The sequence below is a fragment of the Tessaracoccus flavescens genome, assembly GCF_001998865.1.
GTDB lineage: Bacteria > Actinomycetota > Actinomycetes > Propionibacteriales > Propionibacteriaceae > Arachnia > Arachnia flavescens.
In genome coordinates, this window is the sequence record NZ_CP019607.1 from 46570 (window position 1) to 67969 (window position 21400).

At 69.0% G+C, this 21400-nt stretch carries 21 protein-coding genes and 1 tRNA gene; 9 read left to right on the top strand and 13 right to left on the bottom strand.

What is annotated here, in order from left to right:
* Positions 1 to 33: 33 nt before the first annotated feature.
* On the top strand, positions 34 to 537 hold the full coding sequence (locus BW733_RS00210) for a GNAT family N-acetyltransferase (RefSeq protein ID WP_161490089.1): 504 nt from the start codon (positions 34 to 36) through the stop codon (positions 535 to 537).
* Here BW733_RS00210 and BW733_RS00215 read toward each other — a convergent pair whose 3' ends face one another.
* The 4 genes from BW733_RS00215 to cobF all read right to left on the bottom strand — a co-directional run bounded on the left by BW733_RS00215 (position 538) and on the right by cobF (position 4641).
* Positions 538 to 1554 carry a PHP domain-containing protein gene (locus BW733_RS00215; protein WP_077346844.1) on the bottom strand — a complete coding sequence of 339 codons (1017 nt, stop codon included), beginning with the start codon at positions 1552 to 1554 and terminating at the stop codon, positions 538 to 540.
* Positions 1551 to 2279 carry a uroporphyrinogen-III C-methyltransferase gene (cobA, locus tag BW733_RS00220; RefSeq protein ID WP_077346846.1) on the bottom strand — a complete coding sequence of 243 codons (729 nt, stop codon included), beginning with the start codon at positions 2277 to 2279 and terminating at the stop codon, positions 1551 to 1553. Before cobA ends, BW733_RS00215 begins: the two co-directional genes overlap by 4 nt.
* 109 nt (positions 2280 to 2388) lie before the next feature.
* Positions 2389 to 3807, bottom strand: coding sequence for an alanine/glycine:cation symporter family protein (locus tag BW733_RS00225; protein WP_077346848.1), 1419 nt, complete (start codon positions 3805 to 3807; stop codon positions 2389 to 2391).
* A gap of 96 nt (positions 3808 to 3903) precedes the next feature.
* Positions 3904 to 4641 carry a precorrin-6A synthase (deacetylating) gene (gene cobF / locus BW733_RS00230; protein ID WP_077346850.1) on the bottom strand — a complete coding sequence of 246 codons (738 nt, stop codon included), beginning with the start codon at positions 4639 to 4641 and terminating at the stop codon, positions 3904 to 3906.
* 208 nt (positions 4642 to 4849) lie between these two features.
* On the opposite strand from cobF, the gene BW733_RS00235 reads away from it, so the two are divergent.
* The 5 genes from BW733_RS00235 (at position 4850) to BW733_RS00255 (ending at position 9673) form a co-directional block, all read left to right on the top strand.
* Positions 4850 to 5956 (top strand): PucR family transcriptional regulator, encoded by a 1107-nt coding sequence (locus BW733_RS00235; protein ID WP_237268351.1) that lies wholly within the window; start codon positions 4850 to 4852, stop codon positions 5954 to 5956.
* Between the two features lie 169 nt (positions 5957 to 6125).
* Complete coding sequence (locus BW733_RS00240; RefSeq protein ID WP_077346854.1) at positions 6126 to 7064, top strand: ACP S-malonyltransferase; 939 nt, start codon at positions 6126 to 6128, stop codon at positions 7062 to 7064.
* Positions 7061 to 8059, top strand: a complete 999-nt coding sequence (locus BW733_RS00245) for a beta-ketoacyl-ACP synthase III (RefSeq protein WP_418361325.1) — start codon at positions 7061 to 7063, stop codon at positions 8057 to 8059. The genes BW733_RS00240 and BW733_RS00245 overlap by 4 nt, the downstream gene beginning before the upstream one ends.
* Before the next feature lie 33 nt (positions 8060 to 8092).
* On the top strand, positions 8093 to 8338 hold the full coding sequence (locus tag BW733_RS00250) for an acyl carrier protein (RefSeq protein ID WP_077346858.1): 246 nt from the start codon (positions 8093 to 8095) through the stop codon (positions 8336 to 8338).
* 78 nt (positions 8339 to 8416) lie between these two features.
* Positions 8417 to 9673 (top strand): beta-ketoacyl-[acyl-carrier-protein] synthase family protein, encoded by a 1257-nt coding sequence (locus tag BW733_RS00255; protein ID WP_077346860.1) that lies wholly within the window; start codon positions 8417 to 8419, stop codon positions 9671 to 9673.
* A gap of 186 nt (positions 9674 to 9859) precedes the next feature.
* On the opposite strand, the gene BW733_RS00260 is transcribed toward BW733_RS00255, so the two are convergent.
* A complete protein-coding gene (locus BW733_RS00260; protein ID WP_077346862.1) occupies positions 9860 to 10378 on the bottom strand; it encodes a DUF3145 domain-containing protein in 519 nt (172 codons plus the stop codon).
* A gap of 106 nt (positions 10379 to 10484) precedes the next feature.
* Positions 10485 to 11501 (bottom strand): hypothetical protein, encoded by a 1017-nt coding sequence (locus BW733_RS00265; protein WP_077346864.1) that lies wholly within the window; start codon positions 11499 to 11501, stop codon positions 10485 to 10487.
* 113 nt (positions 11502 to 11614) lie between these two features.
* Between BW733_RS00265 and BW733_RS00270 the strand changes: the two genes are divergently transcribed.
* On the top strand, positions 11615 to 13447 hold the full coding sequence (locus tag BW733_RS00270) for an alpha/beta hydrolase family protein (protein ID WP_077346866.1): 1833 nt from the start codon (positions 11615 to 11617) through the stop codon (positions 13445 to 13447).
* Between the two features lie 16 nt (positions 13448 to 13463).
* On the opposite strand, the gene BW733_RS00275 is transcribed toward BW733_RS00270, so the two are convergent.
* Genes BW733_RS00275 through BW733_RS00295 form a run of 5 tightly spaced genes read right to left on the bottom strand, consistent with a single transcriptional unit; the run spans position 13464 to position 18227 of the window.
* Entirely contained in the window at positions 13464 to 14153 is a 690-nt protein-coding gene (locus BW733_RS00275; RefSeq protein WP_077346868.1) for a YggS family pyridoxal phosphate-dependent enzyme, read from the bottom strand.
* Positions 14150 to 15112, bottom strand: coding sequence for a VWA domain-containing protein (locus BW733_RS00280; protein WP_418361335.1), 963 nt, complete (start codon positions 15110 to 15112; stop codon positions 14150 to 14152). Before BW733_RS00280 ends, BW733_RS00275 begins: the two co-directional genes overlap by 4 nt.
* Entirely contained in the window at positions 15112 to 16074 is a 963-nt protein-coding gene (locus BW733_RS00285) for a VWA domain-containing protein (RefSeq protein WP_169836062.1), read from the bottom strand. The genes BW733_RS00280 and BW733_RS00285 overlap by 1 nt, the downstream gene beginning before the upstream one ends.
* The gene (locus BW733_RS00290) at positions 16074 to 17105 is read right to left on the bottom strand and encodes a DUF58 domain-containing protein (RefSeq protein ID WP_077352579.1); all 1032 of its coding nucleotides are present in this window, start codon (positions 17103 to 17105) and stop codon (positions 16074 to 16076) included. Before BW733_RS00290 ends, BW733_RS00285 begins: the two co-directional genes overlap by 1 nt.
* A gap of 57 nt (positions 17106 to 17162) precedes the next feature.
* Entirely contained in the window at positions 17163 to 18227 is a 1065-nt protein-coding gene (locus BW733_RS00295) for an AAA family ATPase (protein ID WP_077346871.1), read from the bottom strand.
* Positions 18228 to 18350: 123 nt separating this feature from the next.
* Here BW733_RS00295 and BW733_RS00300 point away from each other — a divergent pair, with 123 nt between their 5' ends.
* Together BW733_RS00300 and BW733_RS00305 are read left to right on the top strand one after the other, a co-directional pair.
* Complete coding sequence (locus BW733_RS00300; protein ID WP_179947127.1) at positions 18351 to 19328, top strand: hypothetical protein; 978 nt, start codon at positions 18351 to 18353, stop codon at positions 19326 to 19328.
* A gap of 53 nt (positions 19329 to 19381) precedes the next feature.
* Positions 19382 to 19455: transfer RNA gene (locus tag BW733_RS00305), tRNA-Ile, on the top strand.
* Here BW733_RS00305 and BW733_RS19930 read toward each other — a convergent pair.
* Both BW733_RS19930 and BW733_RS00315 read right to left on the bottom strand, forming a co-directional pair.
* Positions 19415 to 21085, bottom strand: a complete 1671-nt coding sequence (locus tag BW733_RS19930; protein ID WP_077352583.1) for a recombinase family protein — start codon at positions 21083 to 21085, stop codon at positions 19415 to 19417. The genes BW733_RS00305 and BW733_RS19930 overlap by 41 nt on opposite strands.
* Positions 21086 to 21153: 68 nt before the next feature.
* A complete protein-coding gene (locus BW733_RS00315; RefSeq protein WP_161490090.1) occupies positions 21154 to 21360 on the bottom strand; it encodes a hypothetical protein in 207 nt (68 codons plus the stop codon).
* Positions 21361 to 21400: the final 40 nt, after the last annotated feature.

Sequence of the window (21400 nt, forward strand, 5' to 3'; positions counted from 1 at the left end):
GGCACGCGAAGGTGGCTGCCTACGATGGTGGGTATGGGCGTGGAGGTGCGAAGGGCCAGACCGGACGAGGCGTCGGAGTTGAAACGGCTCCGGCTCGAGATGTTGCGCGACTCGCCGTCATCCTTCGAGGAGCGCCTCGAGAGGGTCGAGGCATGGGACGAGGGGCGCTGGACCTCGCGGCTGACCTCCATGTCGGCGCCCGACTCCGCCCTGTTCATCGCGGCGGAGGACGACGCCTGGGTCGCACAGGCCGCGGGGCGGGTCTACGGCACCTACGTCCCACCGCGCGCCTATCTGCTCTCGGTCTACGTGACCCCGTCCCACCGCGGCCGACGGCTGGTCGAGAAGGTGGTGGAGCGGGTCGAGGACTGGGCCCGGGGGCTCGGCTTCAGCGAGCTCTACCTGGACGTGCATGAGGGCGCGGCCGCGGCGAGGACCGCCTACGCGAGGATGGGCTATGTGGACACGGGTGTCACCACGCCGTACGCGAACAACGAGGCCGAGTCCGAGATCGAACTGGCCAAGCAGCTCGACTGATCAGGAGGCATGCCTCTTCGCATGCTCCAGCAGGCGGTCGACCGGCCAGGTGGTGATGATCCGTTCTGGCTCGATGCCTGCCTCGACGGCGCGGGCGGCGCCGTAGACGAGGAAGTCGAGCTGGCCGGGCGCGTGGGCGTCGGAGTCGATGCTGAACAGGCAGCCCGCCTCCTTCGCCAGCAGCAGCAGGTCGAGCGGCGGATCCTTGCGTTCTGGCCGGGAGTTGATCTCCACCGCGACCCCGAACATCGCGCAGGCGGCGAAGACCAGCTCGGCGTCGAACGACGACTGGCCGCGCCACGTTGCGTCGGCACGAAGCTTGCGTCCCGTCGGGTGTCCGAGCACCGTGGTGTGCGGATTGGAGACGGCACCGACCATGCGCCTCGTCATGGTGGCCGAGTCGGCGTTGAGGTCGGAGTGCACCGAGGCGGTGACGATGTCGAGCTGGTCGAGCAGGTCGTCGGCCTGGTCCAGCGCCCCCTCGGCGAGGATGTCGACCTCGATCCCCCGCAGGATCCGCATCGTGGCGTCCGCCTGGACCTCGGCGATCTCGTCCCACTGCGCGACCAGTCGCTCACGGGTCAGTCCGCGGGCCACCTTGAGCCGGGGCGAGTGGTCGGTGATCGCCATGTACTCGTGCCCGAGTGCCTGGCCGACGGCGACCATCTCCGCGAGCGGGGATCCTCCGTCCGACCAGGTGGTGTGGATGTGCAGGTCGCCTCGCAGCTGGGATCTGAGGTCGTCGCCGGCGGGGTCGAGCGAGATGGCCCCCGCCTCGCGGCGCTTCTGCAGGGCCTCCGGCAGCCTGCCTGCGGTCGCGGCGGCGGCGATCGCCGCGGTCTTCGGCCCGAAGCCTCTGAGCGCCCGCCAGCCCGCCTCGGTCTCCGGATAGGCGGCGAGCCCGTCCGCCACCTCGGCTGCCTCCCGGAAGGCGCGCACCCGGTAGGTGTCTGCCAGTTCCCGCTCGAGCCAGAAGGCGTACTCGCGCAGTGCCGCCGAAGGCGTGAGGCCGGTCACGTCAGACCCAGACCCGCGACGGCCCCGATGACACACACGGCAGGGGGCCGGATCCCTGCCTGCGATGCGGCCTCGGCGACCGCCCCCGCAGTGGAACGCAGCACGGTCATCGTCGGCAGCCCCGCATCCGCGACCACGGCGGCCGGGGTGCCACCGTCCAGACCCGCGTCGAGCAGTGCAGTGGTGATCTCGGGAAGGTTCTTCACGCCCATCAGGATGACGATGGTGTTGCCCGCGGTGGCGAGCCCGGCCCAGTCGACGTCGTTGCGTTCGTCGTCGGGGGCGACGTGGCCCGACACGACGGTGAAGCCGGTGGCCACACCGCGGTGCGTGACGGGGATTCCGGCCAGTTCAGGGGCGGCTATGGACGACGACACGCCAGGGATGATGCTCACCGGAATCCCGGCGGCCTGGCAGGCGAGCCATTCCTCTCCCCCACGCCCGAAGACGAAGGAGTCGCCGCCCTTGAACCGGACGACGTCGAGCCCGGCCGTCGCCTTCTCGGTGAGGATCTCGTTGATCCGCTCCTGCGGGGTGAACGGTCCGCGCGGCACCTTTCCGACCTCGATCAGCTCGGCCCCCTCGCGGGCCTCGTCGAGAAGCGCGAGCGGGACGAGCCGGTCGTAGACGATGACATCGGCGCGCTGCAGCGCCTTGAGCCCCGCGACGGTGATCAGGTCGGGGTCCCCCGGCCCGCCGCCCAGGAGCGTGACCCGCCCCGTCATCGGGTCACCTGCGCGAGATCCGTGGCAAGGGATGACTTCATGCGGCACAGCGTAGCGCCGCGGGCGTCGTCGGTCGTCGGGCTTGCGACGGCGCCCGCCACGTCACAGCTCAGCGGTCGGAGGTCGCCGGCTGGTCGGCCATGAACTCGTCGACGCGGGCCTTGTTGGCGCGCAACTTCGGGTCGTTCTTCAGGTAGTGGGCGGTCTCCCGTGCGATGAGGCCCGACAGGACGAGCAGCCCGATCAGGTTGGGCAGCGCCATGAGGCCGTTCATGATGTCGGCGAAGGACCACACGATGCCGAGCGGGATGGTGGCGCCGATGTAGACCACGATGGTGAACACGATGCGGTACCAGAGGGTGGCTCCGGCACCGAAGAGACGTTCGACGCACCGGTCGCCGTAGTAGGACCAGCCGAGGATCGTGGAGAACGCGAACAGGATCACGCCGATGGCGATGATGTAGCCGCCCCATTGGCCGGGGAGGCCGTGGCTGAAGGCCATGGAGGTCAGGACGGCCGGGCTCTCGCCGGAGTTCCACACACCGGTGGTGACAAGCACCAGTCCGGTGCACGAGACGACGATCAGGGTGTCGATGAAGGTCTGGGTCATCGAGACGAGTCCCTGACGCACGGGGTGGGTCGTCTGGGCGGCAGCCGCGGCGATGGCGGCAGAGCCCATGCCGGACTCGTTGGAGAAGATGCCGCGGGCGACACCCATCTGCAGGGCGATCAGGAAACCACCGATCGCGCCGCCGACCGCCGCCTGCCCGGTGAAGGCCTGGCCGAAGACCAGCGCGAGCGCTCCGGGCACGTCGGTGATGTTGACGATCAGGATGTAGAGCGCGCCAAGGACGTAGAAGACGATCATGATCGGCACGAGGGCGGCGGTCACGTTGCCGATGGCCTTGATGCCACCGAGGATGACGAGGCCGACGAAGACGACCATGACGATGGCGGAGATGTGCTGCGGGACCCCGAACGCGTCGTGCACGTTCTCGGCGACGGCGTTGGCCTGGGTCATGTTGCCGATGCCGAAGCTGGCCAGCACGGCGAAAACGGCGAAGAAGACGCTGAGCGCGACGCCCCACTTACCGGGCAGCGCCTTCTTGAGGTAGTACTGGGGCCCGCCGGAGACATTCCCCTTCGAGTCGACGGTGCGGAACCGGACGGCGAGGAAGGCCTCCGAGTACTTCGAGGCCATGCCGACGAGTCCGGTCACCCACATCCAGAACAGGGCGCCGGGGCCGCCGACCGAAATGGCGGTGGCGACGCCCACGATGTTGCCGACGCCGACCGTGGCAGCCAGCGCCGTCGTCAACGCCTGGAACTGGGAGATGTCGCCGCCTTCTGCGTCGTCGTCCTTGCGCTCCCAGAGCGCAAGCCGCATGGCAGATCCGAGCGTGCGGAACTGGATTCCTCGCAGCTTGATCGTCAGCCAGAGGCCGGTGAGCAGCAGCAGCGGGATCAGCAGCCATGGCCCCCAGACGAAGGAGGAGATGGCGTCGAGGGTCTTCTGTAGGGCTTCCATGAGCGTGGCCTGTCCCGTCGTTGGCATTAGTGCGCCGACAATTTAGCAACGCTCGAGCCGCCGCACAGCGGTTCTCGCAAGCTGGTCCTCCCGCGGTCAGGACGAGGGGCGCAGCAGGTAGATCTCCTGGATCCAGCCGTGGTGGGCCAGCAGCTGCGCGCGCAGAGCCAGCAGCTCCGGGACGACGGTACGCAGCGGGCCGTTGGCGAGCACCTGGTCGGAGGTGCCCAGGTAGGCCCCCCAGAAGAGCTCGGTGTCCGGGAACTCCTCGACGAGACCCCGGCAGGTGAAGTCCGGGTCGTTGAGCACGACGACGTCGCCCAGGTCTTCGCGGTACTCGCCGAGCAGCCTGCGTCCCGTGGTGAGATGCACGCTCTCACCCGCCCGGTTGAGGGCGATCTGGTGCGCGGCTGCCAGCACCTGCGGGGCGCTGACGCCAGGGATGACCGTCACGTCGATGCTCATCTGCTCTCGCAACGCGTCGACCACCCGCAGGATGGAGTCGTACAGGGCCGGGTCGCCCCAGGCGAGGAAGCCGACCGTCGCATCGTCGGTCAGCCCGCTCAGGATCTGCGAGTAGGTGGCGAGCCGGGCCGCATCGATGTCTGCGTCGTCGGGATGCACCTTGGCGGTGTCCAGCACGGTGATCACGCGGTGTGCGCGGTGCACGTTGCGACGGATCAGTTCGCTTCGTCGCCACACCAGGTCAGGCTGGTCCTCGCTGCGGTCGGCGACGAGGAAGGCGTCGACGCTGTTCATCGCCTCGACCGCGTCGAGGGTGAGCTGCCCGAAACCTCCGGGGCCCATGCCGATCACAAATACCTTGCGTGCCATCCCGCTCACCCTAGCGGCGCCGACGCGCAGCCGACAGAGTCGCTCACGCTGCCCGAACCGTGGACGGCGGATCGGAGCATGTCGGGGCAGGCGGGCGAACGGTTAGGCTGGCGGGATGGAACCCCGCCCCGGCACCGCGCCCGCGTTGATCTCATCGGCCCGCGCCCGGTCCGGGGTCGTCAAGCGTCTCACGGGCGCCACGTCCGAGATGAACACGGCGACGCTTGCCGCCCTGACCGCGCGCCACGAATGGTTCGGCCAACTCGACGCCGAGTCGCGCTCGTGGATCGGGGTGCTCGCGCGGTCGGGCATCGACGGCTTCGTCACGTGGTTCTCGGGAGAGCCGTTCGAGCCGGAGTCGATCTTCGACGCTGCCCCCCGCGCGATGGCCCGCAGGATCACGCTGCGGCAGACGGTCGATCTCGTCCGCACCACCACCGACGTCGTGGAAGAGCAGATTCAGCACCTGCTCCCCCGCGGTGACAGGCAGCCGTTGCAGCTCGGCATCGTGCACTACTCGCGTGAGGTGGCCTTCGCGGCCGCCGCGATCTACGCCCGGGCGGCGGAGGCCCGCGGGGCGTGGGATTCACGCATCGAGGCGACCGTCGTGGACGCCGTGGTGCGGGCGGAGACCGACGAGTCGGTCATCTCCAGGGCCTCGACGCTCGGCTGGAACACCGAGTCGAAGGTGGTCGTGGCGATCGGTGGAGCCCCCGAGGGCAACGGCGCGGACGGAAGATACGTCCTCGACTCGCTGCGCAGGGCCGCCGCGAAGCTGAAGCTCGACGTGCTGGCCGCACCCCAGGGCGACCGCCTCGTGTGCATCATCGGAGGCGCAGGCGTCGGTGAGCCCGTCGAGACGTGCGAGCGGATCGCGAAGCTGCAGGAGTTCTTCGCCCCGGGCGCGGTGGTGGTCGGCCCGACGGTCGACGGACTCTCCGGCGCCCCGAAGTCGGCGAGGGCGGCCGCCTCCGGGTACCGTGCAGCGAAGGCCTGGCCGGAGGGTCCCCCGACGATGCTCGCCATCGATCTCCTCCCCGAGCGGGCCCTCGCGGGCGACGGCCACGCCCGCAGGACGCTCGCTGGGGAGATCTATCCCGCGCTGGCGGCAAACAAGGAGCTGCTCGACACCTGCGTCGGATTCCTCGACGCGGGATCGTCGATGGAGGCGACGGCGCGCGCTCTCTTCGTCCATCCCAACACGGTCCGCTACCGCCTCAAGCGGATCCAGGACGTCACCGGGTACAACCCTGCCGACGCCCGGGAGGCGTACGTGCTGCGGATGGCCATCACGCTCGGTCGGCTCCAGGACTGACCAGCCGAGGGTCAATGACATGGGTGTCATTCACGGCACCTGACAAAGCAGGTCCCCAGTCACGCGGCATTTGCCCCGGGAGAGGTTGTGGGTTTCCCACAACGGGGCCGTCGGCAATTTCGTGCGATTCGCAACCCCTGCCCGGCGGGCGAGCGGGCAAGGTGGACTCGTGCTAGCAATCGTCGCGCCCGGGCAGGGCGCCCAGACCCCCGGCTTCCTCGCCCCGTGGCTCGAGGACGGCGACCTCGCCGCCCGGCTCGCCTCACTGTCCGAGGTCAGCGAGCTTGATCTCGCGCAGTTCGGGACGAAGGCCGATGCCGAGACCATCCGCGACACGGCCATCGCCCAGCCGCTGCTGGTCGCCTCGGCTCTCCTCACGGCGCGTGCGCTGCTCGGCACGGATGTCACCTCGATCGGAGTCACCGCCGGCCACTCCGTCGGCGAACTGGCCGCGATGGCCATCGCAGGTGCGATCTCCGACGAGGACGCCATGCTCCTCGTGCGTGAACGAGGAAGGGCCATGGCCGAGGCCTCCGCCGCGCGCCCCACCTCCATGACCGCGGTCGTCTCGGGCGACCGCGACGAGGTCCTCGCCGCCATCGAGGCCGCGGGCTGCACCCCCGCCAACAACAACGGCACCGGTCAGATCGTCGCCGCAGGCACCGTCGAACAACTCGAACTGCTCGCCCAGAACCCGCCGCGCCGGGCCCGCCTCGTACCGCTGAGCGTCGCCGGCGCCTTCCACACCGTCCACATGGAACCCGCCGTCGCACATCTGCGCTCCGTGGCCGAATCCGTCCAGACATCCGACCCGAGGATCGCCCTGCTCACCAACTCCGACGGAACAGTCGTCACGTCGGGGGCCGACGCGCTCGCCCGCATGGTGAACCAGGTGGCCAATCCCGTGCGCTGGGACCTGTGCATGGCCACCATGGACGCCATGGGAGTCACCGGCCTGCTCGAGCTCGCGCCGGCAGGCACCCTGACCAAGATCGCGCAGCGCAACCTGAAGGGTGTGGCGCTGTTCCACCTCAACTCCCCCGACCAGCTCGACGATGCCCGCGAGTTCGTCTCCATCCACGCTGCAAGCCAGCCCGAATCCGAGTGAGATCCACAGTGGCCCTGAAGTCCTCCACCGGCGCGCAGTACGCCCGCCTCCTCTCCGTCGCCGGTACCCGCGGCAGCCGCGTCGTCACCAACGAAGAGATGTGCACGATGATCGACTCCACCCCGGAGTGGATCGAGCAGCGCACAGGCATCACCGAGCGTCGCTGGGTGGCCGACGGTGAGGACGCCGAGACGCTCGGCGTCGATGCCGCCTCAAAGGCCATCGAGCGCGCGGGCCTGCAGCGCTCCGACATCGACGCGATCATCGTGTCGACCGTCTCCCACTTCCAGCAGACCCCGTCACTGGCCTGCATCCTCGCCGAGCGGCTCGGCCTCGGCGCTCCCGCGGCCTTCGACATCTCCGCCGCCTGCGCCGGGTTCTGCTACGGCGTGAGCATGGCCGAGTCCATGGTCAGGGCAGGCTCCGCGACGAACGTGCTTGTCGTCGGCGTCGAGACGCTGTCGAAGTACACCGACATCACGGACCGCTCGACGGCCTTCCTGTTCTCCGACGGCGCCGGCGCTGTCGTCGTCGGACCCTCCACCGAGCCGGCCATCGGGCCGACGGTGTGGGGGTCGAAGCCCGAGGCAGCGCGCGTCATCGAGATCGACGACTGGCGCCAGGTCGAGGGCGAGACCGGCCCGCACATCCACATGGAGGGCCGCGAGGTCTTCAAGTGGGCCACCACGGCCATCGTCGAGAAGGCGGTCGAGACCCTCGAGGCCTCGGGCCTCACTCCCGAGGAACTCGACTGCTTCATCCCCCATCAGGCCAACAACCGGATCACCGATTCGATGTTGCGCCACCTGAAGCTGCCCGAGGACGTCGTGGTCGGCCGCGACATCATCCAGATGGGCAATTCGTCCGCGGCCTCGATCCCGCTGGCGATGGAGGCTCTGCTCGAATCCGGGCAGGCCAAGAGCGGTGACAGTGCACTGATCATCGGGTTCGGGGCGGGCCTCGTGTTCGCCGGCCAGACCCTGATCCTGCCCTGATCGCACAACCACCTCAAGAAGAAGGAGCCAACCATGGCAAGCACTGAAGAGATCCGCGCAGACCTCGCCGAGATCGTCAACGACATCGCGGGCGTCGCCACCGAGGACGTCCAGCTCGACAAGTCCTTCGTCGACGACCTCGGCGTCGACTCGCTGTCGATGGTCGAGATCATCTACGCCTGCGAGGACAAGTTCGGCGTCTCGATCCCTGATGAGGACGCCAAGAACCTCAAGACCGTCGGCGACGCCGTCGCCTACATCGAGCGCGCCCAGAACTGACGCTCGGGGCGGCCCTCGCAGGCATCGACCGAGGGCCGCCCACCACCCATCTGCCCGTCCTCCCGTACAGGAGCCCGCATGTCCCGCACCGTCGTCATCACCGGTTTCGGCGCCTTCACCCCGCTCGGCGTCGACGCCCCCAGCACCTGGGAGGCCATGCTGGCGGGCCGCTCCGGCGTGCACACGCTGCAGCAGGAGTGGGCCGCCGACCTTCCTGTCACCTTCGCGGCCGAGACCGCCGACCCCGTTGAGCGGCTCGACCGCGTCGCGGCGCGTCGCCTCGACCGCTCCTCCCAGCTCGCGATGGTCGCCGGCCTCGAGGCGTGGGCCGATGCAGGCCTCGGTCTCGGCGAGGACAACGACATCGACCCGGACCGGCTGCTCGTCTCCGTCGGCACCGGCATCGGCGGCCTCCACTCGCTGCTCCGTCAGTGGGACGTGCAGAAGGAGAAGGGGCTGCGCAGGGTCTCCCCGCTGACCATCCCCATGCTGATGGCCAACGCTCCCGCCGCCAACCTCGGCCTCACCTTCGGCGCCGCAGCCGCCGTCCACGCCCCGGTCAGCGCCTGCGCGTCGTCGAACGAGGCGATCTCGCTCGCCTTCGACCAGATCCAGCTCGGCCGCGCCGACATGGCGGTCGTCGGCGGCACCGAGGGCGTCATCCACCCGCTCCCGCTCAACGCGTTCGCCCAGATGCAGGCCCTCAGCCGTCGCAACGACGACCCGGAGCGCGCCTCGCGCCCGTGGGACACCGACCGTGACGGCTTCGTGCTCGGCGAGGGCTCGGTGATCATGGTGATCGAGACGCTCGAGTCGGCGCAGGCCCGTGGGGCGAAGATCTACGCGACGCTCGCCGGCGCCGGGATCAGCAACGACAACCACGACATCGTCCAACCCGAGCCGACGGGCCGGGGCCAGTCCCAGGCGATGATCAAGGCGCTCAAGGCCGCCGGGCTCGAGGCGAGCGACATCGTCCACGTCAACGCGCACGGCACCTCGACCCCCCAGGGCGACGTCACGGAGGCGAACTCGATCGCCACCGCACTCGGCTCCGCGGTCGACGGCGTCGTCGTCACGTCGACCAAGTCGATGACCGGGCATCTCCTCGGCGGTGCAGGCGCCCTTGAGACGTTCGCAACCGTCATGGCGCTCAAGGACCGCACGGTCCCGCCGACGATCAACATCGAGAACCTCGAGCCGGGGCTCCCGATCGACATCGCAGTCAACGAGACGCGTCAACTCCCCGAGGGCGACCTGGCCGCCGTCAACAACTCGTTCGGCTTCGGCGGCGCAAACGTCGCCGTCGCGGTGACCAACCAGAACGCCAACGTCTGATCCACGAACCGGCCGGGGAGACCAGCCATCCGACGAGTCGGGCCACGTCCTCCGGAGACCCCCACCTCCCGAAGGGGGTCCTGGCAAGGGTGTTTGGCCCCGGACGCGACTCACCGCCACCTGGATCAGGGGTGGCGGTGAGTCGTAACCATGGCGCCGAGGGAGAAGTAGCGCCAGTCCAGGGGGTCAGCCGACGTGATGCAGCCAACGCACGGGGGCGTCTTCCGACGCATAGCGGAAGACGTCGAGTTCCTCGTCCCACGCGGTGCCGAGAAGATCCTCGAGGGCGCTGAGGATCGGCTCGCCGCCGAGCGCCTCGGTGGCGACGGCGTGCCGCAGCCGGTCCTCCGGGATCAGGATGTCGCCGTGGATCCCGACCACGGCCGAGTAGGCCCCCAGCGACGGTGTGAAGCAGTGGCGCTGACCGTCGGAGGAGGCGCTGGGCTCTTCCGTCACCTCGAAGCGCAGCTGGCCGATGCGGCTGAGTGCGGTCGAGAGGAGGGCTCCGGTGCCAGGCGATCCGCTCCAGGACAGTTCGGCGCGCTGCGTTCCCGGCTGGGCGGGCTGGGCCGTCCAGTCGAGATCGACGCGTGACTGGAGAGCGGAACCGATGGCCCACTCGACGTGTGGGCACAGCGCTGCCGACGCGGAGTGGATGAAGATCATCCCGCGCGTCGTTGGCCTCGTCTCAAAACGGGCAGACATCGGTTGTACCTCCTGGTTGGGCCTAATTGCCTTCCCCTGCGATTCGACTCAGCCAGGACTCGTGCCCATTGTGCATCAGCCGCGGTGCCCGCGCAACGGCTCGGACTCAGCAGCCGTAGAAGTGGTCTGCGCTTGCCTCCCTCGCCCGTGCGACGGTGAGGACGTCGGTGGGGAGCAGCTTCATCATGTCGCCGTCCTCCCAGTCCTTGTGGAAGAGGAGCTCGACGCCGCCCTCCTGGATGGCCGCGCCCTGGAAGGCTCCGCCCTCGCTGTTGCGGGTGACCAGCTTCACCTTTCCCGGGAACGCCGCCCTCAGATCGGCGAGCGTCATGCCGAGCCGGAACGTCGAGACGCCGCTCGCGTCGCCGATGGGGGTCGTGTTGCTCCCGGACCACAGGTTGCCGATGGTTGCGTTGCGGTAATCCATCAGATCCACCCCAAGTGCGCGCACCTCGGCCGAGGCTCTGTGCTCGCTGCAGAGGTTTCCTGGCGCGAGATAGGCGCCGTGCATGTCGCTGACCTTCGTCCCGATCTGGATCGGGCCGAATCCGGTCGGCGTGAGCACCGCCCGGGCGAGGGCCGACTTCGGAACCGTCGTGACGTCGGGGACGGCGGAGCTGGAGAACTGCACCTGGTTGTTGAAGATCCACCGTTGCTGCGTGCGGTAGCCTCCGTCCACGCTGGCGACCACCCAGGCATAGATGTAGCTGCGACAGCCTCCCCTTCCGGTGGTGGAGGTGTCACATTCGGTGCGCCAGCGGCGCCCGTCGGTCGAGGTCCAGTTGGCGTTGTGGGCCAGGTTGTTGCCCTTCCACAGGTCGCGATCGCTGGGGAGGTAGGTCAGGTTGTTGAAGGCCCAGCCGTTGATCTGGCGGTATCTTGTGCCCTGCCTGATCACCTGGGTGGCCCAGATCTCGGTGCGACATCGCACCACATTGGACGAGTACATGTCGCACTGCGTACGCCAGGTGCGTCCGTTCACGAACTGCACTCCTGGCGTGTTGTAGACGGTGACCGCCGGCTTCGGCGGGTCGTAGACGGGAGCGGCCTCGGCGAGCACGCCTGAGGTCGCGAGAAGTGCACCCGCCGCGAGGGCGGCGGCGATTCTACGGTGAAACTGCATGGGTTTCTCCTCTGTTTTCTTGGCCGCGAAGGGCGCAGCCACAGGCCCATGCACGCCAGTCTGCGACGCGGATCCGGTTGCCGCAGCCGAATCGATCGGCTATACAGCACAACATGCGAGAAGCTTTTCCCGTCGACTCCGTCCTGCACTATCCCGACGCCGTGTCCCAGGTCCGCGCGAGCGACGGGGCCCTCTACTGGCTCGCCACGATCGCCGCCGAGGACGGCCGCACCACGGTGCGATGCCTCCAGAACGGTGAGGTGGTCGACCTGACGCCGGACGCCTCCGTGCGTTCCCGAGCGATGGAGTACGGCGGCGGGGCCTACGCCGTCGACGGGTCGAGCCTCGCCTACGTCGACGACCGCACGCGCCAGGTCTGGCTGCGCGACGGGAGCGGCGTGCGGGCGCTCACGCAGGCAGGCACCGACCACGTCTTCGGCGGGCTGTGCCTCAGCCTGGAAGACGGGGTGCTGCTCGCCGTCCGCGAAGACCATGCGGTCACGCCGGAGCCGCGCACAGAGATCGTCGCGCTCTCGCTCGACACGGACAACCCCGACGGCGGCACGGTGCTCGCGACCGGGGCCGACTTCTACGCCTCGATCGTCGTCAGCGAGGGCCGCGTCGCGTGGCAGCAGTGGGACCACCCGAACATGAGCTGGGACACCTGCTCGGTATGGACGGCGTCGCTCGCTGATCCGGCCGATGCGGCCCCGGTCGCCTCGACCGACGGGGTCTCGGCCGGCTACCCGCTGTGGCTCCCCTCCGGCCGCCTCGCCTACGTGGCCGATGATTCCGGCTTCTGGAACTGGCACGTCCAGGGCGGTCCGACCTGGACGCTGGACCGGGACTGCGCGCGCCCCCTGTGGGTGCTCAATCCCGCGGCCGCCGCCGTCTACCCGGACGACCGGATCGCCACGCTGTGTTACGAGGACGGGGCGGGAACGCTCGCCGTCTGGTCGCCGGCCAGCGGTCAGGTGTCCTCACCGCTTCCGGGCACCACCGACATCGAGTCGGTCGCGATCGACGGCGATGCCTTGTACGTGGTTGCCGAGTGGCCCGACCGGGGCAACTCGCTCGAGGCCATCCGACCCGACGGATCGGTCGAGACCGTCGCAGGAGCCACCGGGTCGCAGGGGGATGTCTCGACCGCCGAGTCGATCTGGGTCGAGGGCGAAGCGGGCCCCGTCCAGAGCTGGCTCTACCGGCCCGTGGCCGTCGAGCTGCCCCCGCTGCTCGTCATGACCCACGGGGGCCCGACCAGCATGGCCACCTCTGGGCACGATGCGACGATCCAGTTCTGGGTGTCGCGCGGATTCGCGGTGCTCGACGTGAACTACTCGGGCTCGACCGGTTTCGGCCGCGCCTACCGTGACCGGCTGCGGGGCCAGTGGGGCCTGCTCGACGTGAGCGACACCGTCGCGGCCGTAAGCGAGGTGACCTCCCGCGGGCTCGCCGATCCGGACCGGGTCGCGATCACCGGCGGCAGCGCCGGTGGGTACACCACCCTGAGGTCGCTGACCTCGACCGACGTCTACGCTGCGGGCATCAGCCGCTACGGCATCGGTGACCTGACCACGCTCGTCACCGACACCCACAAGGCCGAGTCCCGGTACCCGGAGGGGCTGATCGCCGCGTGGCCCGAGGGGCGCGTCGTCTACGAGGAACGCTCCCCCATCAACCACCTTGACCGGTTGTCGACGCCGATGCTGATCCTGCAGGGCACCGAGGACAAGGTGGTGCCCCCGAACCAGGCGGTCCAGATGGCCGATGCGGTCCGTTCTGCCGGCCAGCCCGTCGCGCTGCTGATGCTGGAGGGTGAGGGCCACGGCTTCCGCGCCATGGCCACGCGCCGCCTCGCGCTCGAGGCGCAGGTGTCGTTCCTGGAGCAGGTCTTCGGCATGCCGCCGAGCCCGGACGTCCCGGCCCTGGAGATCGAGAACCTCTGAGCCTGGGGAACCGGGCTCAGGCTGTCGCCGGACGGGCCCCGAAGATCGCGGTGCCGATCCGCACGCAGGTCGAGCCCTCGCGGATGGCGATCCGGAAGTCTCCGGACATGCCCATGCTGAGCTCGTCCCAGCCGCCGAACTCGTCGCGGACCCGTGCCCGTGCCCGGGCCAGTCGCTGGAAGCAGGCGGCGACCTCGTCGTCGACCGGGGAGTTGACGGCCATCGTCATCAGCCCGCGCGGCTCGAGTGCGTCGAAAGCGCTGAGCGCGTGCGCGAAGCAGACCACCTCCGCAGGCATGATGCCCGACTTGGCAGGCTCCCCCGAGGTGTTGACCTGGACCAGCACCGGAAGGCGCCGACCGAGCGCCTCGCAGCGGCGCTGGAGCGTCTCGGCGAGCTTGAGCGAGTCGAGGGAGTGCAGTTCGACGGCGTGCTCGGCGACCAGCCGCGCCTTGTTCGTCTGGAGGTGGCCGATGGCTGCGAAACCGATGCCCTCGGCCCCGACCTCCAAGGCCTTTGCCGCGAGTTCCTGAGCCTGGTTCTCGCCGAAGAGCACGTACCCGTTGTGCGCCGCCTCACGGATCGCTGAGACGGGGTGGTACTTGCTGACGGGTAGCAGCCGCACCTCGGACGGATCCCTCCCCGCGTCCCGGCAGGCCTCGTCGATGGAGCGCCGCACGGCCTCCAGGTTGTCGGTGACGCTCACGGCCAGCGGGCCCCGAGCGAGATGACGCCGAGGGCGGAGAGGACGGCGAACGCGATCGCGTAGCCGGCGTAGCGGTCGGTGATCTCGGCGGGGACCTTCTCGTAGCCGACCGACTCGCGGATCGCCTCGTAGACCTCGGTGAGCTGGCCGCTGGACTCGGCGGCGTACTTCTTGCCTCCCGAGATCTTGGCGATCTCGCTCAGTTCGTAGTGGTCGACGGCGACGCGCTGACGCTGGCCGTCCTGGATGACGTACCCGTCGTCGGTGCCGTAGGCGATGGTGTACACGGGAACATTCTGGTCCTTCGCCGCCTGCGCCGCACCGGCCGAGGAGCGACCGATGTTGGTCGCACCGTCGGAGAGCAGGACGATGGCGGCCGGGGCCACGGCCTCGGGGTCGTCGGGATCGGGGGCGACAAGCTTGAGCGCGTCGAGGCTCTTGTAGATGCCCTCGCCGACCGCGGTCGACGGTGCGAGTTCCAGCGAGTCGATCGCCCGGTCGACCGCACCGCGGTCGACGGTCGGCGGGACCGCGACGTCGGCGGTTCCGGCGAAGGTGACGAGCGCAACGTTGAACCGCTCGGGCAACGAGTTGACGAAGTTCTTGGCCGACACCTTGGCCGCCTCGAGACGGTTCGGGTCGACGTCCTCGGCCTCCATCGACCACGACACGTCGATGGCCACGACGATGGTCGCCCGGTCGCGCGGCTTGTCGACATAGTCCTTCGGGATGGCCCAGGCGACCACGAGCGCGCCGAGGCTGAGCAGCGCAAGCAGTACCGCCCCGTGCCGCTTCCAGGCGGCGTCCTTGGGCACGACCAGCTGCAGGCGACGGCTCATGGCGCGCTTGTGCGAGCTGGTCCGTCCTGCGAGGAACACGTAGAGCACCGCGATCACGGGGATGACGGCCAGTGCCCACAGCCTCTGCGGGGCCATGAACTCCATGGCGAGCGGGATCATCATCGCGGCCACCTCGCAGCCATGAACACGGCGCCGAGGGCGGCGATGACGGCGAACCCGAGCGCGACTGCGGCGTAGGTCGCGGTGATCGGCTTCTTGACCTCTTCGTAGCCGATCGCCGATCCGATCTCCTTGTAGGCACTCTTCAGCGAGTCGGCGTTGTCGGCGTCGACCGCGGTGCCTCCGGTGGCGTCGGCAATGGACTTCAACGTAGCGGTGTCGGGGGCGACGTTCTCACGTTTGCCGTCGAGGTCGACGAACCCGTTCTGGGTGCCGTAGGCGATCGTGTAGATGGGGATCTCGCGCTGCTTGGCCTGGGTGGCCGCCTCGGCGGGCGGTGGCCCGTCGGTGTTGGTGCCGTCCGAGAGCATGACGATCATCGCGGGCGCCGCCTCCTCCTCGTCGCCGGCTGGGGCCTGGTCGACCGCCTTCAGCGCCGTGGTGATCGAGTCGCCGATGGCGGTGCCGTCTGCCAGCTCGAGCGCATCGATCGCGCGCTCGGTCGCGCCGCGGTCGGTGGTGGGCGGAATCACGATGGACGGCGTGCCTGCCATGGAGACGACAGCGACGTTGTAGGTGTCAGGCAGTTCGTGCAGGAAGTCCTGGGCCGCCTGTTTGGCTGCGTCGAGCCGGTTCGGGGGGACGTCCTCGGCGGACATGGACTGTGAGGTGTCGATCACCAGCACGATCGTGGCGCGTTCGCGTGGCTGCTTGTCTGTGCCGAGCGGGTTCGCGTAGGCGAGGCCGAGCACGACGAGAGAGGCGAGCGACATGGCGACGAACAGGTGCCGCGTCCACCGCTTCTGCGAGCCGACGACGCGGCCGAGCACGCCGGTGTTGGTGAAGCGCAGCGCGACCCGGCCCTTGAGCCTGAGCACGATCAGGTAGGCGATGATCAGCACCGGCAGCAGGGCGAGGGTCCAGAGGCGGCCGGGATTCTGGAACTCGGGAACCCAGTCCATCACTTGCTCACCCCCTGCGGTGGCTGGTGCAGGAAGCTTGCCACGCGGCGGTAGTTCAGCACGAACCGTGCGATGTCTGCGACCCAGTCGCGGTCGGTGCGCAGCTGGATGTGGCCGGCGCCGGAGCGGCGAAGGGCGATCTTGATCCGCTCTCGCTGGGCCGTCGTCGCGGCGTCCATCCGGCGCCGGGCCCCCTCGTCGGAGGTGTTGACGTATCGGGAGAAGTCGGTCTCCGGATCACGGATCAGCATCTCGCCGACATCGGGGAACTCGATCTCGTGCCGGTCGACCACCTCGACGGCGAGCACCTGGTTGCGTACCGCGAGCCGGCGAAGCGAGCGTTCCCACGGCGGAGGCACGTTGGGGTCGAGCTCCGAGTCGCCCGGGGTGAGGAAGTCGGAGACGACCACGCGCATGCCGCGTCGGCGCTCAGTGCGGGTGAGCTGCTCGATGCCGTCTGCGAGCTCGAGCTCGCCCGATGCGTGGTCGGGGACGATCGGCTCGGTGAGCAGCTTGCGCAGGAGCCCGTACAGGGCGGTGCGGCCCGACCGGGCCGGGAACCGCTTCACCTTGTCGGGCAGCAAGATCATGCCGCCGAAGCGGTCGCCCATGCGCTGGCTGAGGAATCCGATGGTGGCGATCGCCGCGATCCCGAGGTCGCGCTTGGTGATCCCGTCGGTCCCCCAGTTCATGGAGGGCGTGGCGTCGAGCAGTGCCCACACCTCGAGTTCGCGGTCGGCCATGGTGTCGCGGACGTGCGGGACCGTGGTGCGGGCGGTGACCGCCCAGTCCATCTTGCGGACGTCGTCCTGGCCCGGCTGATAGATGCGCGCGTCGTTGGTGTCGGACCCGGGGCCGGGCAGCAGGCCGAGGTGGTCGCCGTGCAGGAAGCCCTCAAGCCGGCGCACGATGGTCAGCTCGAGCCTGCGCAGCGCCGCCTCGGGGGCAAGCTTGTTGAGCGGGATGGTGGGACCGGACGGCGGCTTGAGCACCGACATCGCCGCCCCGCGACGGTCGTCGGGGGCGAGCATGGGCGGCCCCTGTGGCGGTGGGCCGTTGAAGGAGAAGTCCGGCTGGGCCACGATGTCCTAGGCGCGACCGGGCTGGTGCGCGTGCTGTTCGTGGCTGGCGCGGCGCTGTTCCTGGTTCCACACTGGGGTGGGTGCGGGAACCATGGCCAGGATCCGCTCGACGACGTCGATCGGGTTGATGTTGTCGGCGATGGCGTCGAAGCCGAGCACGATGCGGTGCGCCATGACGTCCTTGGCGACTGCCTGGACGTCGGTGGGCAGCACGTAGTCGCGCCCGTTGATCAGCGCGAGGCCACGTGCGGCCGCGACGAGGCCGAGGGTCGCACGGGGCGAGCAGCCGATCTGGATCACGTTGTCGAGATCGGGCATGTCAAAGTCCTTGGGCGCACGCGTGGCGAGGACGAGGCGCACGATGTACTCGGCGACGAGGTTGTGCACAAAGACGTTGGAGGCCATGTCCTGCAGGTGCAGCACGAGGTCGGTGTCGAGCACCTGCTCGGCCTCCGGCGGGCGCACGCTCATGCGGCGCAGGATCTCCAGTTCCTCGTTGCCGCGCGGGTAGGGCACGTCGACCTTCATCAGGAAGCGGTCGCGCTGCGCCTCCGGGAGCGGGTAGACGCCCTCGGACTCGACGGGGTTCTGCGTCGCGATGACGATGAACGGCTTGGGCGCGGGGTAGGTCTTTCCGCCGATCGAGACCTGCTTCTCCGCCATCAGCTCGAGCATCGCCGACTGCACCTTCGCTGGTGCGCGGTTGATCTCGTCGGCGAGGACGAAGTTCACGAAGACGGGGCCGAGTTCGATCTCGAAGCTCTCGGAGTTCGCCGAGTAGATGCGCGTGCCGACGATGTCCGAGGGCACCAGGTCGGGGGTGAACTGGATGCGGGCGAAGTCTCCGCCCACGACGGTCGCGAAGGAGCGCACCGCGAGGGTCTTCGCGACGCCGGGCACGCCCTCGAGGAGACAGTGTCCCTTGGCGAGGAGCGCGACCATGAGCTGCTGCACCATGTGCTCCTGGCCGACGATGACGCGCTGGACCTGGCTGATCGCCTGGCCAAGGACCTGTGCCGCATCGGCGACGTTGGCCGGCAACTTCGCGGTTTCGGTGGGCGGTGTGCTCACGCGGTGCTCCTTCTGGAATAGAGATCCGCGTCTACGATAGCGCCCAAGTCGGAGCACCCAACTGTGATGACGTCGCCCGGATGCCCATCGGTTGCTTGGGGTGATGTGGTTCGATAGGTGACGATGAGCACTGAGGATCAGCCCGAACAGGGGTCAGGTGAGGCGCGCGACGCGCAGCGCGCCGCCCCGCCGGAGGCATTCGACGACACTCCGACGGTGACTCGCGCGGCCTCGAACCCCGTGCCGGAGACCGCCCCGGTCCCGCCCGTCGAACTCGCCCCTCAGTTCCCCCTCGCCGATCAGGACCCGGTGAAGGTGGGCGACTTCTGGCTCGACGCCCGCCTTACCGCCACCCCAGCGGGCATGGCCTTCGTCGCCCACGAGGACGGGGGCGACTCCGTCATGCTCCTTCTCCTCTCGGAGGGCGCCGCCCGGGACGCGGCGGCAAGGGCACGCTTCTCCGGCGAGATCAACGCCATGCACATCGATACGGTCGTCGCCCGCGGTGGCGAGGGCCAGAACGAGGGCCGGATGGCGGGCCGGTTCCGCAGCGAGGACGACGACCCCGTCCTGGAACGCAAGGCTCCCCTCGCCCCGTGGGTCGCGCTCGCTTTCGACGGCTCGCAGCGTGCCGTCGACGAGGCTGCCCGCATCCTGCTCGCCATCGACCTGACCCGCACTCCCCCGCTGAGCAAGCCTTCGGGCCCCGACTACCGGCTGCACTGGATCGACAAGACGGGCCATGGCGCCACGCGCGTCTGGCCGCTCCCTTGGCCGGGCCGCAGGGAGCGCGCCGGCTGGATCACCATGCTGGTCGCCTTCCTGCTGATGGCCCTGATCGCAGCCCTCGCCCTGCTGCTCGCGATCCTGGTGTTCCAGAACCAGCCGCTCGTGGACGCGCCTCAGCCGATTCCTTCGCCGGCTTCGGGTTCCGGGTCCGGATCCGGGTCACCGCAGTCGGGCAGCCCGAGCGGCGGCGGAAGCCCCGCCTCGCCGAGCCCCGGAGACGACGGCGGCCCCTACAGCGACAGCCCGTCGATGGTCCAGCCGAGCGGAGACCAGTCCGGCCCGGGCAATCCGTCGCCCAACCCGCGCCTGTAGCCGGCCCGCCGTCACGCGCAGCGGCTCGCGACGCTATGCTTTTCGCCTGGTTGGGGGCGTTAGCTCAGCCGGTTAGAGCAGCGGACTCATAATCCGCCAGTCGCGGGTTCGAGCCCCGCACGCCCCACCCAATGTGTCTTACGGGAACCCGCGACATCGGAGGATGTGGAGTGTTCCTGTTTGGCTTCCTTGCCTTCGGCTGCCTCATGAACGATGGTCGCGAACGGTTCGGCGAGGAGCGGGCGTAGCTGCTCGTCCTCGGTGATCTCCAGCCGCGTGTAGAACGCTTGGTTCGCCAGTCTCCTGCTTCCGTCGTCGGAGTGGGCGTAGGCGCGGTGAGCGTCGGTGAGCAGCCGCAGGCTGTCGTGGAGGAACGCTCGACCGCCGACGTGTTGCTCGTCGTGCTCACGCAAGCGCTGCTCGATGTTGGCAAGCCCGGCTCGGATTCGGTCTTGGTGCCGCTTGAGGGTGGGCAGGTCGATGGCGTCGGCGAAGTGTGCGGCAAGCAGCTTGTCGCTCTCGGCTTCCAGGCGCGCCCGATTCGCGGTGAGGTCGGCGAACTCCTGATCCTTGCCCGCGTTGCGCTTGTCGAACGCGGCGTCGACCTCGGCAGCGAGGTGCCGGTAGTCGCCTTCGCTGATCGTGATGTTGGCGTAGAAGTCCGCAACGAGTCGTTCTGCAACCTGCACCGGCACCGCCCGTCGAGTGCAGTCGGTCTTCTTCGCGGCTCGGCCGGAGCAGACGAAGTAGGCGTAGGTCGTGCCTCTCGGGTTGGTGGCGAAGTCGAGCAGCATTCTCGACCCGCAGGTTCCGCAGTGCAGCAGCCCTTTCAAGTGGTGGGCGTGCTGGACGTGTCGGGTTGCGTGCGCGTTGCGCGCCTTCAACAGCGATTGCACCTGATCGAACAGAGCGGGCTCCACGATGGGCTCGTGCGCGCCAGGGTGAAGTGCTCCCTTGTAGCGGATGACTCCGGCATAGTAAGGGTTCGTCAACACCCGGTAGAGGGCATTCTTCCCCAGCGGCTTCGACGGACGCTTTGGCGACGGCACCGACACCAGGCCTCGCGCCGTGAGGTCGCGGAGCAGCGCAGTCACGGAACCCTCGCCCTTGGCGTACTGCTCGAACGCCCACGCGATCAGTGGGGCACGTTCGGGATCGACCTTGACTGTGCGCACCTCGCGGCCTTGTTCGTCGGTCCGGCGGACGTTAAGGTAGCCGACCGGTGCGCGCATCGGGGTGCCGCCCTGCGCGGCCTTCTGCGACAGGCCCTTGGTGACTTCGGTGGCGAGGTTGCGGCTGTAGAACTCCGCAATCGAGGACATGATGCCGTGGAGGAGCATCCCCGAAGGCGTCTGGTCGATGGACTCCGTCGCCGACACGAGCGTGACACCTGCGCTGATGAGAGCTTCGTGAATCTTCACGTCGTCGGCGCGGTTGCGGGCGAGCCGGTCGAGCTTGTGCACGATGCAGAACTGCACCCGCGACGCGGCGATGAACGCCAGCATGTCCTGTAGCCCGTCGCGATCCGCTGAGCGCGCTGATTCTCCGGCGTCGATGAACTCGCGCACGATCCGCGCGCCCAGCTCGTCGACTTTCCTCGCGTTGGCCTCGCGCTGGGCGGGGATCGAGAAGCCTTCCTCGGTGCCGCCGCGCTCGGCCTGCTCCCGCGTCGAGACGCGGAGGTAGGACACAGCCAGCATGACAGGGGTCTCGGCGGCCCGCTCGGACGTCGTGGTGTCGAGTGTCGCGGTGCTCATGGTGGGCCTCCTTGCCGGGGTGCTTCTTGGTGTCGATCCTCTCGCGCACCCCTGACAGAACGAAGAACTCAGTGGCGCGCAGACGCCAGGTCCTCGGGCGGTGGAAGCCCGTAGGGATCGGGATCGCCACTCACCCACGCGCGGTGACGAGCCTCTGCGATGCCCAGCACCCACTCGATCAGCTTGCCGAGGTCAGGCTCCTCGCGCCGCGTCACCCGCAGCCTCAGATTCCTCTCGTCGCCTCGCATGACAGACAGGTGCACGGGCCTCCACACGATGCACACCTTCGCCCTTCCGCCCGTCACCACTTTGAGG

Excerpts from the sequence above, each read along its gene's own strand:
- BW733_RS00210 (WP_161490089.1), top strand. The coding sequence starts at position 34 with ATGGGCGTGGAGGTGCGAAGGGCCAGACCGGACGAGGCGTCGGAGTTG.
- cobA (WP_077346846.1), bottom strand. The coding sequence starts at position 2,279 with ATGACGGGGCGGGTCACGCTCCTGGGCGGCGGGCCGGGGGACCCCGAC.
- BW733_RS00225 (WP_077346848.1), bottom strand. The coding sequence starts at position 3,807 with ATGGAAGCCCTACAGAAGACCCTCGACGCCATCTCCTCCTTCGTCTGG.
- cobF (WP_077346850.1), bottom strand. The coding sequence starts at position 4,641 with ATGGCACGCAAGGTATTTGTGATCGGCATGGGCCCCGGAGGTTTCGGG.
- BW733_RS00235 (WP_237268351.1), top strand. The coding sequence starts at position 4,850 with ATGAACACGGCGACGCTTGCCGCCCTGACCGCGCGCCACGAATGGTTC.
- BW733_RS00250 (WP_077346858.1), top strand. The coding sequence starts at position 8,093 with ATGGCAAGCACTGAAGAGATCCGCGCAGACCTCGCCGAGATCGTCAAC.
- BW733_RS00255 (WP_077346860.1), top strand. The coding sequence starts at position 8,417 with ATGTCCCGCACCGTCGTCATCACCGGTTTCGGCGCCTTCACCCCGCTC.
- BW733_RS00260 (WP_077346862.1), bottom strand. The coding sequence starts at position 10,378 with ATGTCTGCCCGTTTTGAGACGAGGCCAACGACGCGCGGGATGATCTTC.
- BW733_RS00265 (WP_077346864.1), bottom strand. The coding sequence starts at position 11,501 with ATGCAGTTTCACCGTAGAATCGCCGCCGCCCTCGCGGCGGGTGCACTT.
- BW733_RS00270 (WP_077346866.1), top strand. The coding sequence starts at position 11,615 with ATGCGAGAAGCTTTTCCCGTCGACTCCGTCCTGCACTATCCCGACGCC.
- BW733_RS00280 (WP_418361335.1), bottom strand. The coding sequence starts at position 15,112 with ATGATCCCGCTCGCCATGGAGTTCATGGCCCCGCAGAGGCTGTGGGCA.
- BW733_RS00285 (WP_169836062.1), bottom strand. The coding sequence starts at position 16,074 with ATGGACTGGGTTCCCGAGTTCCAGAATCCCGGCCGCCTCTGGACCCTC.
- BW733_RS00290 (WP_077352579.1), bottom strand. The coding sequence starts at position 17,105 with ATGCTCGCCCCCGACGACCGTCGCGGGGCGGCGATGTCGGTGCTCAAG.
- BW733_RS00300 (WP_179947127.1), top strand. The coding sequence starts at position 18,351 with ATGAGCACTGAGGATCAGCCCGAACAGGGGTCAGGTGAGGCGCGCGAC.
- BW733_RS19930 (WP_077352583.1), bottom strand. The coding sequence starts at position 21,085 with ATGAGCACCGCGACACTCGACACCACGACGTCCGAGCGGGCCGCCGAG.